The following is a 14,501-nucleotide window of genomic DNA, read 5'->3' as shown; positions in this document are numbered from 1 at the left end:
CCACGATGACTACCGACACCACCACCAAGAGCGCCCCCACCGGCGCCACCCCCGGCGAGCCCGTCCTCGACGCCCGCGGCGTGACCATGCGCTTCGGCGGCCTCACCGCCGTCAGCGGCGTCGACCTCACCGTCAACAGCGGTGAGATCGTCGGCCTCATCGGCCCCAACGGCGCCGGCAAGACCACCTTCTTCAACTGCCTCACCGGCCTCTACACCCCCACCGAAGGCGAAGTCCGCTACAAAGGCCGCCTCCTGCCATCCACCTCCTTCAAGGTCACCGCGGCCGGCATCGCCCGCACCTTCCAGAACATCCGACTCTTCGCCAACATGACCGTCCTGGAAAACGTCCTCGTCGGCCGGCACACCCGGACCAAGGAGGGCCTCTGGTCGGCACTGCTCCGCGGCCCCGGCTTCCACAGAGCCGAAGCCGCCTCCCGCGAACGCGCCATGGAACTCCTCGAGTTCGTCGGACTCGCCGGCAAGGCCGAACACCTCGCCCGCAACCTCCCCTACGGCGAACAGCGCAAGCTCGAGATCGCCCGCGCCCTGGCCAGCGAACCCGGCCTGCTGCTCCTCGACGAGCCGACCGCCGGCATGAACCCGCAGGAAACCCGCGCCACCGAAGAACTCGTCTTCGCCATCCGCGACAAGGGCATCGCCATCCTCGTCATCGAGCACGACATGCGGTTCATCTTCAACCTCTGCGACCGCGTCGCCGTCCTCGTCCAGGGCGAGAAACTCGTCGAAGGCGACGCCGCCACCGTCCAGGGCGACGAACGCGTCGTCGCCGCCTACCTCGGCGAACCCCTCGCCGACGACCCCGGTACCGAGGAAGCAGCCGAGGTCGAAGCCGCCGAAACCGCGGCCGAGACCACCTCGGACGCCACGCCCGGCAAGGAGGCCGACCGATGACCGCCCTGCTCGAGGTCGAGGACCTCCGCGTCGCCTACGGCAAGATCGAAGCCGTCAAGGGCATCTCCTTCACCGTCGACGCCGGCGAGGTCGTCACCCTCATCGGCACCAACGGCGCCGGCAAGACCACGACCCTGCGCACCCTCTCCGGCCTGCTGAAGCCGGTCGGCGGCCAGATCAGGTTCAACGGCAAGTCCCTGAAGAAGATCCCCGCCCACCAGATCGTGTCGCTGGGCCTCGCCCACTCCCCCGAAGGGCGGCACATCTTCCCGCGCATGACCATCGAGGACAACCTCCGCCTCGGAGCGTTCCTGCGCAACGACAAGCCCGGCATCGACAAGGACATCAAGCGCGCCTACGACCTCTTCCCCATCCTGGGCGAGCGGCGCAAGCAGGCCGCGGGCACCCTGTCCGGCGGCGAACAGCAGATGCTCGCCATGGGCCGCGCCCTGATGTCCCAGCCCAAACTGCTCATGCTCGACGAACCCTCCATGGGCCTGTCACCGATCATGATGCAGAAGATCATGGCGACCATCGCCGAGCTGAAGTCCCAAGGCACCACCATCCTGCTCGTCGAGCAGAACGCCCAGGCGGCCCTCTCGCTCGCCGACCACGGACACGTCATGGAGGTCGGCAACATCGTCCTGTCCGGCACCGGCCAGAACCTGCTGCACGACGAATCGGTCCGCAAGGCCTACCTCGGCGAGGACTGACACCCTCGCGGACCCGGCCCGGCACCCGACCGCCACCTCCCGCCGGGGGGTGGCGGTCGTCCCGTGCGCGGCTACTCCAGCTCCGCGGCGCGCCGCTTCAGCTCCTCGGCCTGCTCGTCCCAGTCGGGGCCGAAGCACAGCAGATCCGCAGCCGCCTCGCGCAACAACCCGGGATCGTCCGGACGCCGGAGGCAGGCCAGCCGGTAGGCCAGGTTACGGGCCCACGGAGGCAGCGCCATCCAGTCCTCGGCCAGGACCTCCCGCAGCATCCCGCGGATCTCGTCGGCGGACGCGAAGGTGACCTTCTCCACGAAGTCCCGCACGGCATCCCGCACCCGCCGGCTCTCGGCACCGGCCTCATCGATCGCCTGGCCCAGGCCCCTGGCCGCGGACGCCACATCGGACATTGCTTCCTTCTCGGTTCGGTTCTCGGTTCGGTTCTCGGTTCCGTTCTCGGTTCAGCCAGTAGGTGGACAGCTGACAGGCCCCGTCCGGCCGCTGGATGACGCGATACCCCACATCGCGCCCGTCGATCCGCACCGACCGCTCCAGCGGCCCGGTGAACCCCGGCCCCGGAGTGGACACGGTCCCGCCGTTGTCCATCTACCGGTACACATCCGAGACGATCGCCTGCTCGATCCGGTCGGGATGGAGATCGGTCGTCCGGAGATCGTTCTGCACACCAACCGGGCCGGTGTGGGCGCGGTCGTAGCCGTGGCCCATGTTGAAATGCCACTGGTCCTCGCCCACCAGGGCCGACCGCTTGAGATCCTGGCCCTCGCCCTTACGCCTGGGCCTGCCCCTGCGCCCACTCGACCGTCCCCGCGGAGGCCTCCAGAGCGGCAGCCGCCTCCTCGCAGGCATCGGCACCCGTGAATCACCTGGGCGGCTGGCCACCCACCACGGTCCGCAGCGTCTCCGCCGACACACCCTGGGACAGGACGCACACCGCGGAGCAGCCGGTTCTCGTGCGGGAGTGGCGAGGAAGCGGATACAAAAAACCACGCCCGGTGACCGGAGCCACCGGACGCGAGACCGAGGTATCAGTCCTTGGACGCCTTCTTCTCCTCGGCGTCGTCGATGACCGCCTGCGCCACCTGCTGCATCGACATCCGGCGGTCCATCGACGTCTTCTGGATCCACCGGAACGCGGCCGGCTCGGTCAGTCCGTACTCGGTCTGCAGGATCGACTTGGCACGATCCACGAGCTTGCGCGTCTCCAGCCGCTGGGAGAGGTCCGCGACCTCCTTCTCCAGCTCCTTCAGCTCCGTGAACCGCGAGACGGCCATCTCGATCGCCGGAACGACGTCACTCTTGCTGAACGGCTTCACCAGGTACGCCATGGCACCCGCGTCCCGGGCCCGCTCCACCAGGTCCCGCTGCGAGAACGCCGTCAGCATCAGCACCGGGGCGATACGCTCCTCGGCGATCTTCTCCGCCGCGGAGATGCCGTCGAGCTTGGGCATCTTCACATCCAGGATGACCAGGTCGGGGTTGTGCTCCCGGGCCAGCTCCACGGCCCGCTCACCGTCCCCGGCCTCACCGACGACGGTGTACCCCTCCTCCTCCAGCATCTCCTTCAGGTCGAGCCGGATGAGCGCCTCGTCCTCGGCGATGACGACACGGGTCGTCAGCGGAGGCACGTGCGACTGGTCGTCATCGGGCACGTCTACGGGCTGGGGCGACTCGGGGGCGGTCACGTGGCGCTCCTTGTTCCGGGGCAGGCGGCACTGCTTCCAGCAGGGTACCTAGCTGCGGCTCGGCGCAAGGAACCGGTACACTCCGAGCAGCGCTGATGCCGGGTTGATGGAAGGGAAGACATGATCGCCTCAAAAGCGATTGCCTGAAAGGGCGTGCGGGTTCGAATCCCGCACCCGGCACCCCAAGCGGAGGATCACGTTCGCGTGGTTCCTCCGCTTTTTGCTGCACCGGACCACCATCGGTGACGCAGAGTGTGCACATGGACCAGCACAGCCCTTCGATTCGCGCACGCGCTATCGCGCTGATGCGCCAAGGGGTACCCAATCGCGTCGTCGCTGAGGAGTTCAGCGTGCCTCGGGGCACCATCGGGTGGTGGCTCAGCGAGGACCGCAAAGCACGCGGCGAGGCGTACCAGCAGCCGACAGACTGCCCCAGATGTACCGGCCGCACATTTGACGCAGCCGCGTACGGCTACCTGCTCGGGCTCTACTTAGGCGATGGCCACATCATCTCGAAGCACAAGCAGCACCACTTGTCCACCTTCTGCAACGCCACCCAGATCGGGTTGATCACGGCAGCCGAAGAGGCCATGCGCAAGGTGATGCCCATGCCAAAAACCAGCCGACGGGACAAGCCGGGCTGCGTCGAGGTGAAGTCGTACACCAAGCACTGGGTGTGCATGTTCCCCCAGCACGGCCCCGGCAAGAAGCACGAGCGGACCATCGCTCTCGCCCCCTGGCAGCAGACGATCACCGACGCCCACCCCTGGGAGTTCGTGCGCGGGCTCATCCACTCCGACGGCTGCCGCATCACCAACTGGACGACGCGGCTCGTAGGCGGTGAGCGCAAGCGCTACGAATACCCCCGGTACTTCTTCACCAACGTGTCGGCGGACATCCGGCGCCTGTTCACCGGCACTCTCGACCGGCTCGGCGTCGAGTGGACGGAGTGCACCCGGAACGGCGACCCGTACAACATCTCCGTCGCCCGCAGGGCTTCCGTCGCTCTCATGGACGCCCATGTGGGCCCCAAGTACTGATCCGGGGGCCCGAGGCTCCTCCCCTCAGCCCTCGCCGATGTGGTGGACGTGGACGAGGTTGGTCGTGCCCGACACGCCGGGCGGTGAGCCGGCCGTGATGATCACTACGTCGCCCTTCTCGCAGCGGCCGTAGCGCGTCAGCAGTTCGTCGACCTGGCGGACCATGGCGTCGGTCGAGTCGACGTGCGGGCCCAGGAAGGTCTCCACGCCCCAGGTCAGGTTGAGCTGGGAGCGGGTCGCTGGCTCCGGGGTGAAGGCGAGGAGCGGGATGGGTGAGCGGTAGCGGGACAGGCGGCGGGCTGTGTCGCCGGACTGGGTGAAGGCGACCAGGAACCGCGCGCCGAGGAAGTCGCCGATCTCCGCCGCCGCGCGGGCGACGGCGCCGCCCTGGGTGCGGGGCTTGTTGCGTTCGGTGAGCGGGGGCAGGCCCGCGGCGAGCAGGTCCTTCTCCGCCGCGGCCACGATGCGGGCCATCGTGCGCACGGTGCCGACGGCGTGTTTGCCCACGCTCGTCTCGCCGGAGAGCATCACCGCGTCGGTGCCGTCGAGCACCGCGTTGGCGACGTCGGAGACCTCGGCGCGCGTGGGGCGGGAGTTGTCGATCATGGAGTCGAGCATCTGGGTGGCGACGATGACCGGCTTGGCGTTCCGTTTGGCGAGCTTGATCGCCCGCTTCTGGACGATGGGCACCTGTTCGAGGGGCATTTCGACGCCGAGGTCTCCTCGCGCGACCATGATGCCGTCGAAGGCGGCGACGATGTCGTCGATGTTCTGTACCGCCTGGGGTTTTTCGACCTTGGCGATGACGGGGAGGCGGCGGCCCTCCTCGTCCATGATGCGGTGGACGTCCTCGATGTCGCGGCCGGTGCGGACGAAGGAGAGGGCGATGACGTCAAAGCCGGTGCGCAGGGCCCAGCGCAGGTCGTCCTGGTCCTTCTTGGAGAGCGCGGGGACGGAGACGGCGACGCCGGGGAGGTTGAGGCCCTTGTGGTCGGAGACCATGCCGCCCTCGACGACGCGGGTGCGGACTCGGGGGCCGTCGACCTCGGTGACCTCCAGGCAGACCTTGCCGTCGTCCACGAGGATGCGCTCGCCGGCGGTGACGTCGGCGGCGAGGCCGGCGTAGGTGGTGCCGCACTGGTCGCGGTCGCCCTCGACGCCTTCTTCCACGGTGATGGTGAAGCTGTCGCCGCGTTCAAGGAGTACGGGGCCTTCGGTGAAGCGGCCGAGCCTGATCTTCGGGCCCTGAAGGTCGGCGAGGATGCCGACGCTGCGGCCGGTCTCGTCGGAGGCCTTGCGGACGCGCTGGTAGCGCTCCTCGTGCTCGGCGTGGGTGCCGTGGCTGAGGTTGAAGCGGGCGACGTCCATTCCGGCGTCGACCAGTGCCTTGATCTGGTCGTACGAATCGGTGGCGGGTCCAAGAGTGCAGACGATCTTTGCTCGGCGCATGAGTCGAGCCTATGAGTTACCGACCGGTAAGGAATTGGCCACGCATGACTACTCAACGACCGTTGAGTGAAGGGTTATTGACAAGTGTTGAATTGTGCGGCCGGGCGCTCTGATGAGCATTCCCCCCGCCCATTCCACACCCCTTACCGTGTCCGTTCCGCACTCGCTCCACGGGCGTTCTCGGCAGTGTTTTCGATTTTCGATATCCGGTCACCCTTTCCCGGCTACCGGTCCTACAGCGCCGGCGGCGCCATCGTGAAGCGTGCGGTGACCGCGGCGTACACGTGCTGGCGCTGGGGTTCGAGGTCGAGCGGGGCGGCGGCCGTCTCCTCGGCCGGCTCACCGGCGAAGGAGACGCGGCGCATGCGGCCGGGCGGCGGCGGGTGGGCGGCGGCGTTCTCCGTGCCGAGGTCGGCCAGTTCCACGAGGGCCGCCAGGGTGGTGCCCAGCGCTTCCGCGTATTCCCCGGCCCGCTGCACGGCTTCCCGGACCGCCTGCTGCCGGGCGCGCCGGTGGGCGGGCGAGTCGGGGCGCAGGCTCCACCAGGGGCCGTCGACGCGGGTGAGGTCGAGGTCGGCGAGTCGGGTGGTGAGTTCGCCGAGGGTGGTGAAGTCGGTGAGTTCGGCGGTGATGTGGACGCTGCCGTGGTAGGTGCGGACGCGTTCGCCGCGGCCGTGTCTGGTGAGTTCGGGGGTGAGGGAGAAGGTGCCGGTCTCCACGTGTTCCACCGCGTCGCCGTAGGACCTGAGCAGGTCGAGGGCGGTGGTGTTGCGGCGGGTGAGGTCGTCCAGGGCGGTGCGGCGGTCGCGGCCGCGGGCGCCCACCGTGATGCCGATGCGGGCGATCTCGGGGTCGACCTCCAGGCGGGCCTCGCCGCGGACGGTGATGCGGGGGGCGTCGGGTGTGCCGTGGGGCACCGGTTCGGCTGGTGGGGGCGGCGTGGTCATACGCCCCACTGTGTCACTTCTGGCCGGTCCCGGAACCTGCGAGTCATCAGATCGCAACTCCTCGGGTCTGTTGCGGGCGCCGTTGAGCGGTCAGAATCTACGCGCGTTATCTACGCGCGTTGTTGCCGTTCCGTACGTCAGGAGAGCCGCCATGCCGCTGAACCGCCGGAAGTTTCTGCAGAGGTCCGCTGTGACGGGGGCGGGGTGGCCCTGACCGGCTCGGCGACGGCGACGGCGACGGCGGCCGAGGTCTCCCCCGCGGGCGGTGGGCGGCACGGCCGGAAGCGGTTTGCGCTGACGGTGATGGGGACGACCGATCTGCACGGGCACGTCTTCAACTGGGACTATTTCAAGGACGCCGAGTACAGCGATGCCAAGGGCAACGCCCAGGGTCTGGCGCGGATCTCGACGCTGGTGAACCAGGTCCGGGAGGAGAAGGGCCGGGGGAACACGCTGCTGCTGGACGCGGGTGACACGATCCAGGGCACGCCGCTGACGTACTACTACGCGAAGGTGGACCCGATCACCGCCGAGGGCGGCCCGGTGCATCCGATGGCGCAGGCGATGAACGCGATCGGGTACGACGCGGTGGCGCTCGGCAACCACGAGTTCAACTACGGCATCGAGACGCTGCGGAAGTTCGAGGAGCAGTGTGATTTCCCGCTGCTCGGTGCGAACGCGGTGGACGCGAAGACGCTGAAGCCGGCCTTTCCGCCGTACTTCATGAAGACGTTCCGGGTGAAGGGCGCGCCGCCGGTGAAGGTGGCGGTGCTGGGGCTGACGAACCCGGGGATCGCGATCTGGGACAAGGCGTATGTGCAGGGGAAGCTGGCGTTCCCGGGTCTTGAGGAGCAGGCGGCGAAGTGGGTGCCGAGGCTGCGGTCGATGGGTGCGGACGTGGTGGTGGTGTCGGCGCATTCCGGTTCCTCGGGTACGTCGTCGTACGGTGACCAGTTGCCGTATGTGGAGAACGCCGCCGCGAACGTGGCGCGTCAGGTGCCCGGGATCGATGCGATTCTGGTCGGTCATGCGCACGTGGAGATCCCCGAGCTGAAGGTCGTCAACGAGGAGACCGGCAGGACGGTCGTGCTGTCGGAGCCGTTGTGCTATGCCGAGCGGCTGACGCTGTTCGACTTCGAGCTGGTCTTCGAGCGGGGCCGGTGGCAGGTGGAGTCGGTGCGGGCCTCGCTGCGGAATGCGAACACCGTGGCGGACGATCTGCGGATCAGTGAGCTGCTGACGGACGAGCACGCGAAGGTGGTGGCGTACGTCAACCAGGTCGTGGGCACGGCGACCGAGACGCTGACGACGGTGGAGGCCCGGTACAAGGACGCGCCGATCATCGATCTGATCACGAAGGTGCAGGAGGACGTGGTCAAGGAGGCGTTGGCGGGCACGGAGTTCGCTTCGCTGCCGGTGCTGGCGCAGGCGTCGCCGTTCTCGCGGACGTCGGAGATCCCGGCCGGGGAGGTGACGATCCGGGATCTGTCGAGTCTGTACGTGTACGACAACACGCTGGTGGCGAAGTTGCTGACGGGTGCGCAGGTGAGGGCGTACCTGGAGTTCTCGGCGGAGTACTACGTGCAGACGCCGGCCGGTGCGCCGGTCGATGTGGCGAGGCTGACGAACGCGAACGGGCGGCCCGACTACAACTACGACTACGTCTCGGGTCTGACGTACGACGTCGACATCGCGCGGCCGGCCGGTTCGCGGATCAGGAACCTGTCCTACGGCGGTGCTCCGCTGGACGACGGGCAGCGGTTCGTGCTGGCGGTGAACAACTATCGGGCGAACGGCGGTGGCGCGTTCCCGCATGTGGCGTCGGCCAGGGAGCTGTGGTCGGAGTCGACGGAGATCCGGACGCGGATCGCGGAGTGGGTGACCGCCAAGGGCGTGCTGGACCCGAGGGACTTCGCGTCGGTGGACTGGCGGCTGACGCGGGACGGTGTGCCGGTGTTCTAGTCGGTGCCGCGGTTCGGCACTGCGGTTCGGTGCCGTCGTTCGGTGCCGTCGTTCGGTGCCGTGGTGGTGTGGCCTCAGATTCCGTCCGCCAGCGGGGTGAGCACTCTCGCCTCGCGTGCGGCCGGGACCTGGGGTCGCTGCTGTTCCAGGCCGAAGGTGGTGAACGCCGTGCGCCGGGGCAGCGGGTAGGGCTCGCTCCCGGTCAGGTCGTTGAGGATGGTGGCGCTGCGCCAGGCGGCGAGGCCGAGGTCGGGGGTGCCGACGCCGTGGGTGTGGGTTTCGGCGTTCTGGACGTAGACGCGGCAGCCGGAGCCGGTGACGGAGGGGTCGAGGACGAGGCGGTGGTGGGCGTCGATGCGGGGGCGTTCGCGGCTGTCGCGGCGGAGGTAGGGGTCGAGGCCGGCGAGGATGCGGTCGAGGGGGCGTTCGCGGTAGCCGGTGGCGAGGACGACGGCGTCGGTGGTGAGGCGGGAGCGGGTGTTCTGCTCGGTGTGTTCGAGGTGGAGTTCGATCTTGGTGGTGGCGATGCGGCCGGCGGTGCGGACGCGGACGCCGGGGGTGAGGACGGTGTCGGGCCAGCCGCCGTGCAGGGTGCGGCGGTAGAGCTCGTCGTGGATGGCGGTGAGGGTGTCGGCGTCGATGCCCTTGTGGAGCTGCCACTGTGAGGTGACGAGGCGGTCGCGGACGGGTTCGGCGAGGGCGTGGAAGTAACGGGTGTAGTCGGGGGTGAAGTGCTCCAGGCCGAGCTTGGAGTACTCCATGGGGGCGAAGGCCCCGCTGCGGCCGAGCCAGTGGAGTCGTTCGTGTCCGGTGGGCCGGTTGCGCAGCAGGTCGAGGAAGATCTCGGCGCCGGACTGGCCGGTGCCGACGACGGTGACGTGTTCGGCGGCGAGGAGCGCGTCGCGGTGGTCGAGGTAGTCGGCGGCGTGCAGGACGGGGACGCCGGGGGTGTCGGTCAGGGGGCGCAGGGGTTCGGGGACGTAGGGCTCGGTGCCGATGCCGAGGACGATGGTGCGGGTGTGGGTGCGGCCGAGGGCTTCGGCCTCTCCGTCGGCGTCGAGCTGGGTGTAGTCGACCTCGAAGACGTCGCGTTCGGGGTTGAAGCGGACGGCGTCGACCTGGTGGCCGAAGCGGAGCGCGGGGAGGCTCTCGGCGACCCAGCGGCAGTAGGCGTCGTACTCGGCGCGCTGGATGTGGAAGCGCTCGGCGAAGTAGAAGGGGAAGAGCCGTTCGCGGGTCTTGAGGTAGTTGAGGAAGCTCCAGGGGCTGGCGGGGTCGGCGAGGGTGACCAGGTCGGCGAGGAAGGGGACCTGGATGCGGGCGCCGTCGACGAGCAGGCCGGGGTGCCAGTGGAAGTCGGGGCGCTGGTCGTAGAAGACGGTGTCGAGGTGGGTGAGGGGGTGGGCGAGGGCGGCGAGGGAGAGGTTGAAGGGGCCGATGCCGATGCCGACGAGGTCGCGGGGGGCGTCGGGTTCGGGTGCGCTGGTCATCGGTGGGTGTGTCCTTCCACGTGGGTGAGGAGGGCGGCCAGGTCGTCGGGGCGGGTGCGCGGGTTGAGGAGGGTGGCCTTGAGCCAGAGGCGGCCGTCGAGGCGGGCGCGGCCGAGGACGGCCCGGCCTTCGGTGAGGAGGGTGCGGCGCAGGGCGGCGACGGTGTCGTCGGTGGCGCCGGCGGGCCGGAAGAGGACGGTGCTGATGGTGGGCGGGGCGTGCAGTTCGAGACCCGGATGGTCCTGGACGAGGGCGGCCAGGTGCCGGGCGTGGGCGCAGACCTGGTCGACGAGGGCGCCGAGCCCGTGGCGGCCCAGGGTCTTGAGGGTGACGGCGATCTTGAGGACGTCGGGGCGGCGGCTGGTGCGCAGTGACCGGCCGAGCAGGTCGGGCAGGCCGGCGTCGGTGTCGTCGTCGGCGTTGAGGTAGTCGGCGCGCTGGTTCAGGGGGGTGAGGTCGGCCGGGTCGCGGACGGCGAACAGGCCGGCGGGGAGCGGTTGCCAGCCGAGTTTGTGCAGGTCGAGGGCGATGGTGTGGGCGCGGTCGAGGCCGGTGACCTTGGTGCGGTGCCGGTCGCTGAAGAGCAGGCCGCCGCCGTAGGCGGCGTCGATGTGGAGGCGGGCGCCGTGCGCGGCGCAGCGGTCGGCGATCTCGGGCAGCGGGTCGATGAGTCCGGCGTCGGTGGTGCCGGCGGTGGCGGCGACGACGACGGGGCCGGGCAGGCCGGTGAGGGCGGTGTCGAGGGCGGCGGGGTCGAGGGTGCCGGTGGGGGTGGGCACGGTGACGGGTCGGGGCAGGCCGAGGAGCCAGGCGGCGCGGGGCAGGGAGTGGTGGGCGTTGGTGCCGTGGACGAGGCGGACGTCGGGGCCGTGGATCTCGCGGGCGAGCAGCAAGGCGAGTTGGTTGGACTCGGTGGCGCCGGTGGTGACGAGGGCGTCGGCGGCGCCGGCCGCGCGGGCGAGGGCGTGGGTGACCAGGGCTTCCAGCTCGGCGGCGGCCGGGGCTTGGTCCCAGGAGTCGAGGGAGGGGTTGAGGGCGGAGGCGGCGAGGTCGGCGGCGGTGGCGACGGCGAGGGGTGGTCCGTGCAGGTGGGCGGCGCACAGGGGGTGGGCGGGGTCGGCGGCGCCCGCGGCGAGGGCGGTGACGAGGGTGCGCAGGGCGTCGGGGTCGCCGTGGTCGGGCAGGACGTCGCCGACGGCGGTGCGCAGCCGGGTGGCGACGGCGTCGGGGCCGCCCGTGGGGAAGGGGCCTCGGCGGGCTCGTGTTCCGGTGCGCAGGGCGTCGAGGACGGTGTCGAGCAGCGGCCGGAGGGCTTCGGGGCCGTCGGGGGCTTCGGGGCCGTCGGGGCGTTCCGGACCTGCGGGGCCCGCGAGGCCTGCGAGGCCTGAGAGGCCTGCGAGGCCTGCGAGGCCTGCGAGGCCTGCGAGGCCTGCGAGGCCTTCACAGTCTTTGCAGCCAGGGCCTTCAGGGCCTGGGGGGCCCGAGGCGAGGGGCGGCGGCGTGCTCATGGGCGTGCTCCGGGGCGCGGGGAGGTGGTCGCCGCTCCAGCTTCCACGCGGTTGGCCGCTCGCGCCGGAAAGCCCGTCGATCGGAACCCGAAAGGGTGTACTGCCGTACGGGGACGGCAGGTTGGAGCGGGTGCGCGCGGCCGGTGCTCGGGCGGGCCGGGGGCCGGCCGCGCGTCCGCGTCAGTTGCCGCCGGCCTCGCGGACCCGCAGCGCGCGGGCCAGGTCGTCGAGCTGGTCGGCGAGTTTGCGGCGCAGGGCGGGGATCGGGTCGGCGTCGGCGAGGCACTCCTCGCCGAGGCGCAGGGTCTCGGCGTCGACGGCGTGGGCGGGGAAGGCCCAGCGCCCGGCGGCGTCGGCGATGGCGGGGCCGCGGCGGGCGGCGACGGCGACCGCGTCGGCGAAGTAGCGGGGCACGTAGTCCCGTACGAGGTCGGCCTGTTCGGGCTGCCAGAAGCCCTGTGCGGTGGCGGTGAACAGGTAGTTGGACAGGTCGGCACGGTCGTCGGCGGCGAACATGGCGTCCCAGGCGCGGGCCTTGGCCGCGGGGTCGGGCAGTGCGGCGCGGCAGCGGGCGGCGCCCTCCTGGCCGGCGGCGCTGGGGTCGCGGTCGAGTTCTGCGGCGATGGCGGTCTCGTCGGTGGCGCCGAGGACGGCGAGCCGGGTGAGGACGCGCCAGCGCAGCTCGGGGTCGAGTTCGGGGCCGCCGGGCACGATGCCGTCGGCGAGCCAGGCGGCGATGGTGTCGGGCTGGGCGGCGGTGTCGATGCGGTGCCGTACCGCGATCAGGCGCAGCCCGGGGTGGTCGCCGTCCTCGGTGCGGCGGATGAGGTCGCGGCACACGGCGGTGAGGGTGGCGAGGGCGGCTGGCCGCTGCTCGGGGGTGAGGTGGCGGTCGGCGATCTGGGAGTGGGCGAAGGCGAGGACGCCCTGGACGACGGCGAGGTCGGTCTCGCGCGGGAGGTGGGTGCGGGCGGCCTCCAGGTAGACGGTGGGGGCGAGTTCGCCGTCGCGGACGGCGTCGCGCAGGGCGTTCCAGACGACGGCGCGGGTCAGGGGGTCGGGCAGCCCGGAGAGGTGGGCGAGCACGGCCTGGAACGACTCGGGGTCGAAGCGGACCTTGGCGTAGGTCAGGTCGGCGTCGTTGGGGATGAGCAGGGCGGGGGGCTTGCCGATGGCCCGGGGTTCGGTCTGCGGGACGTCGAGGTCGATGCGGTCGCGCAGGGTGAGGCGGCCCTCGTCGGTGAGGTCGTGGTCGTAGAGGCCGACGGCGATGCGGTGCGGCCGGCTGCCGGTGTGCTCGACGGTGAGGGCGCGGGTGCCGTTCTCCCCCGGGGTGACGCGGGGGGTGAGGGTGTCGACTCCCGTCGTGCGCAGCCATGCGTCGGCCCAGGCGTGGACGTCGCGGTCGGTGGCGGCGGCGAGGGAGTCGATGAAGTCGGCGAGGCCGGCGTTGGCGAACTTGTGCCGTTGGAAGTGGGTGTTGATACCGGCCAGGAAGTCCTTCTCGCCGAGCCAGGTGACCAGTTGCCGCAGCGCGGAGGCGCCCTTGGCGTAGGAGATGCCGTCGAAGTTGAGCAGCGCGGAGGCGGTGTCCTGGACGTTCTCGGGGGCGACGGGGTGGGTGGAGGGCCGCTGGTCGGCGTCGTAGCCCCAGGCCTTGCGGGCGACGCCGAAGTCGGTCCAGGTGTCGGTGAAGCGGGTGGCCTCGGCGCAGGTCTGGTAGCCCATGTACTCGGCGAAGGACTCGTTCAGCCAGATGTCGTCCCACCACTTGAGGGTGACGAGGTCGCCGAACCACATGTGGGCCATCTCGTGGGCGATGACCATGGCCCGCGTCTGCCGCTCGGTGTCGGTGACCGCGGAGCGGAAGACGAACTCGTCGCGGAAGGTGACCAGGCCCGGGTTCTCCATGGCGCCGGCGTTGAACTCGGGCACGAAGGCCTGGTCGTAGGAGTCGAAGGGGTAGGGCTCGGCGAACTTCTCGTGGTAGCGGTCGAAGAGGGACCGGGTGACGTCGAGGATCTCGTCGGCGTCGGCGTCCAGGTGTGGGGCCAGGGAGCGGCGGCAGTGGATGCCGAAGGGCAGGCCGCGGTGCTCGGTGCGCACCGAGTGCCAGGGGCCGGCGGCGACGGCGACGAGGTAGGTGGAGATCAGCGGGGTGGTGGCGGCCGTCCAGAGGCCGTCGCCGGTGTGCTCGGTGACGCCGTTGGCGAGGACGGTCCAGCCCTCGGGGGCGCGGACGGTGAGGTCGAAGACGGCCTTGAGGTCGGGCTGGTCGAAGGCGGCGAAGACGCGCTGGACGTCGTCGAGGAACAGCTGGGTGTAGACGTAGGTCTCGCCGTCGCTGGGGTCGGTGAAGCGGTGCATGCCCTCGCCGGTGCGGGAGTAGCGCATGGCGGCGTGGACGTGGAGTTCGTGCTCGCCGGGGGTGAGGTTCTTCAGCGGCAGCCGGTTGCCGTCCAGGGTCACCGGGTCGAGGGGGTGTCCGTCGAGGGTGACGGCGCGCAGCTCGGCGGGCTTGACCTCGACGAAGGTGTCCGTGGCGTTCTGGTCGCCGCGGACGGTGAACCGGACGGTGGTCCGGGAGTCGAAGGTCTCGTCCCCACCGGTCAGGTCCAGGGCGATCGTGTAGTGGTGGACGTCGAGGAGCTGGGCACGGGTCTGCGCTTCGTCGCGCGTCAGTACGGACATGAACGCCATGCTGCCTGATGGTGTGGGTACGGCACAGAGGCGGTCCGGTACGCGCTCGATGTCCGGCCCGGCCGGGAGGGGCTCGCG

At 70.5% G+C, this 14,501-nt stretch carries 11 protein-coding genes, 1 tRNA gene and 2 pseudogenes; 5 read left to right on the top strand and 9 right to left on the bottom strand.

Annotated elements, in window-relative coordinates; all coding sequences use genetic code 11:
• Nucleotides 1-5: 5 nt before the first annotated feature.
• Nucleotides 6-914 carry an ABC transporter ATP-binding protein gene (locus ACLGIH_RS25895; RefSeq protein WP_416527686.1) on the top strand — a complete coding sequence of 303 codons (909 nt, stop codon included), beginning with the start codon at nucleotides 6-8 and terminating at the stop codon, nucleotides 912-914.
• On the top strand, nucleotides 911-1,627 hold the full coding sequence (locus ACLGIH_RS25890) for an ABC transporter ATP-binding protein (protein ID WP_416527685.1): 717 nt from the start codon (nucleotides 911-913) through the stop codon (nucleotides 1,625-1,627). The genes ACLGIH_RS25895 and ACLGIH_RS25890 overlap by 4 nt, the downstream gene beginning before the upstream one ends.
• Nucleotides 1,628-1,698: 71 nt before the next feature.
• Here ACLGIH_RS25890 and ACLGIH_RS25885 read toward each other — a convergent pair whose 3' ends face one another.
• The 4 genes and pseudogenes from ACLGIH_RS25885 to ACLGIH_RS25870 all read right to left on the bottom strand — a co-directional run bounded on the left by ACLGIH_RS25885 (nucleotide 1,699) and on the right by ACLGIH_RS25870 (nucleotide 3,327).
• Nucleotides 1,699-2,034 (bottom strand): hypothetical protein, encoded by a 336-nt coding sequence (locus tag ACLGIH_RS25885; RefSeq protein WP_416527684.1) that lies wholly within the window; start codon nucleotides 2,032-2,034, stop codon nucleotides 1,699-1,701.
• A gap of 196 nt (nucleotides 2,035-2,230) precedes the next feature.
• The gene (locus tag ACLGIH_RS25880; RefSeq protein WP_416527683.1) at nucleotides 2,231-2,377 is read right to left on the bottom strand and encodes a hypothetical protein; all 147 of its coding nucleotides are present in this window, start codon (nucleotides 2,375-2,377) and stop codon (nucleotides 2,231-2,233) included.
• Nucleotides 2,378-2,411: 34 nt separating this feature from the next.
• Nucleotides 2,412-2,489 (bottom strand): annotated as a pseudogene (locus tag ACLGIH_RS25875) (hypothetical protein); the annotation flags it as partial.
• A 181-nt stretch (nucleotides 2,490-2,670) separates the two neighbouring features.
• Nucleotides 2,671-3,327 (bottom strand): ANTAR domain-containing response regulator, encoded by a 657-nt coding sequence (locus ACLGIH_RS25870; RefSeq protein ID WP_416527682.1) that lies wholly within the window; start codon nucleotides 3,325-3,327, stop codon nucleotides 2,671-2,673.
• A 97-nt stretch (nucleotides 3,328-3,424) separates the two neighbouring features.
• Here ACLGIH_RS25870 and ACLGIH_RS25865 point away from each other — a divergent pair.
• Both ACLGIH_RS25865 and ACLGIH_RS25860 read left to right on the top strand, forming a co-directional pair.
• Nucleotides 3,425-3,507, top strand: a tRNA-Leu gene (locus ACLGIH_RS25865).
• Nucleotides 3,508-3,587: 80 nt separating this feature from the next.
• Nucleotides 3,588-4,367 carry a helix-turn-helix domain-containing protein gene (locus tag ACLGIH_RS25860; protein WP_416527681.1) on the top strand — a complete coding sequence of 260 codons (780 nt, stop codon included), beginning with the start codon at nucleotides 3,588-3,590 and terminating at the stop codon, nucleotides 4,365-4,367.
• A 24-nt stretch (nucleotides 4,368-4,391) separates the two neighbouring features.
• Here ACLGIH_RS25860 and pyk read toward each other — a convergent pair whose 3' ends face one another.
• Nucleotides 4,392-5,816, bottom strand: a complete 1,425-nt coding sequence (gene pyk / locus ACLGIH_RS25855; protein WP_416527680.1) for a pyruvate kinase — start codon at nucleotides 5,814-5,816, stop codon at nucleotides 4,392-4,394.
• Nucleotides 5,817-6,049: 233 nt separating this feature from the next.
• Nucleotides 6,050-6,763, bottom strand: a complete 714-nt coding sequence (locus ACLGIH_RS25850; protein ID WP_416527679.1) for an SIMPL domain-containing protein — start codon at nucleotides 6,761-6,763, stop codon at nucleotides 6,050-6,052.
• A gap of 151 nt (nucleotides 6,764-6,914) precedes the next feature.
• Between ACLGIH_RS25850 and ACLGIH_RS25845 the strand changes: the two are divergent.
• Nucleotides 6,915-8,725 (top strand): annotated as a pseudogene (locus tag ACLGIH_RS25845) (bifunctional metallophosphatase/5'-nucleotidase).
• 74 nt (nucleotides 8,726-8,799) lie between these two features.
• Here ACLGIH_RS25845 and ACLGIH_RS25840 read toward each other — a convergent pair.
• From ACLGIH_RS25840 to pepN, 3 genes are all read right to left on the bottom strand, one after another.
• Entirely contained in the window at nucleotides 8,800-10,215 is a 1,416-nt protein-coding gene (locus ACLGIH_RS25840) for a lysine N(6)-hydroxylase/L-ornithine N(5)-oxygenase family protein (protein WP_416527678.1), read from the bottom strand.
• Complete coding sequence (locus tag ACLGIH_RS25835; protein WP_416527677.1) at nucleotides 10,212-11,723, bottom strand: pyridoxal phosphate-dependent decarboxylase family protein; 1,512 nt, start codon at nucleotides 11,721-11,723, stop codon at nucleotides 10,212-10,214. Before ACLGIH_RS25835 ends, ACLGIH_RS25840 begins: the two co-directional genes overlap by 4 nt.
• 180 nt (nucleotides 11,724-11,903) lie before the next feature.
• Nucleotides 11,904-14,414: an aminopeptidase N gene (gene pepN, locus ACLGIH_RS25830; protein ID WP_416527676.1), complete on the bottom strand. Its 2,511-nt coding sequence runs from the start codon at nucleotides 14,412-14,414 to the stop codon at nucleotides 11,904-11,906.
• Nucleotides 14,415-14,501: the final 87 nt, after the last annotated feature.

This window comes from Streptomyces hamibioticus, assembly GCF_047946815.1.
GTDB lineage: Bacteria > Actinomycetota > Actinomycetes > Streptomycetales > Streptomycetaceae > Streptomyces.
The sequence above is the reverse complement of the archived record's forward strand: the minus strand, read 5'-3'. Positions and strand labels throughout refer to the sequence as shown.

Bases quoted from the DNA above. Each gene is read 5' to 3' on its own strand.
- ACLGIH_RS25895 (WP_416527686.1), top strand. From the start codon at position 6: ATGACTACCGACACCACCACCAAGAGCGCCCCCACCGGCGCCACCCCC.
- ACLGIH_RS25890 (WP_416527685.1), top strand. From the start codon at position 911: ATGACCGCCCTGCTCGAGGTCGAGGACCTCCGCGTCGCCTACGGCAAG.
- ACLGIH_RS25885 (WP_416527684.1), bottom strand. From the start codon at position 2,034: ATGTCCGATGTGGCGTCCGCGGCCAGGGGCCTGGGCCAGGCGATCGAT.
- ACLGIH_RS25860 (WP_416527681.1), top strand. From the start codon at position 3,588: ATGGACCAGCACAGCCCTTCGATTCGCGCACGCGCTATCGCGCTGATG.
- pyk (WP_416527680.1), bottom strand. From the start codon at position 5,816: ATGCGCCGAGCAAAGATCGTCTGCACTCTTGGACCCGCCACCGATTCG.
- ACLGIH_RS25850 (WP_416527679.1), bottom strand. From the start codon at position 6,763: ATGACCACGCCGCCCCCACCAGCCGAACCGGTGCCCCACGGCACACCC.
- ACLGIH_RS25840 (WP_416527678.1), bottom strand. From the start codon at position 10,215: ATGACCAGCGCACCCGAACCCGACGCCCCCCGCGACCTCGTCGGCATC.
- ACLGIH_RS25835 (WP_416527677.1), bottom strand. From the start codon at position 11,723: ATGAGCACGCCGCCGCCCCTCGCCTCGGGCCCCCCAGGCCCTGAAGGC.
- pepN (WP_416527676.1), bottom strand. From the start codon at position 14,414: ATGTCCGTACTGACGCGCGACGAAGCGCAGACCCGTGCCCAGCTCCTC.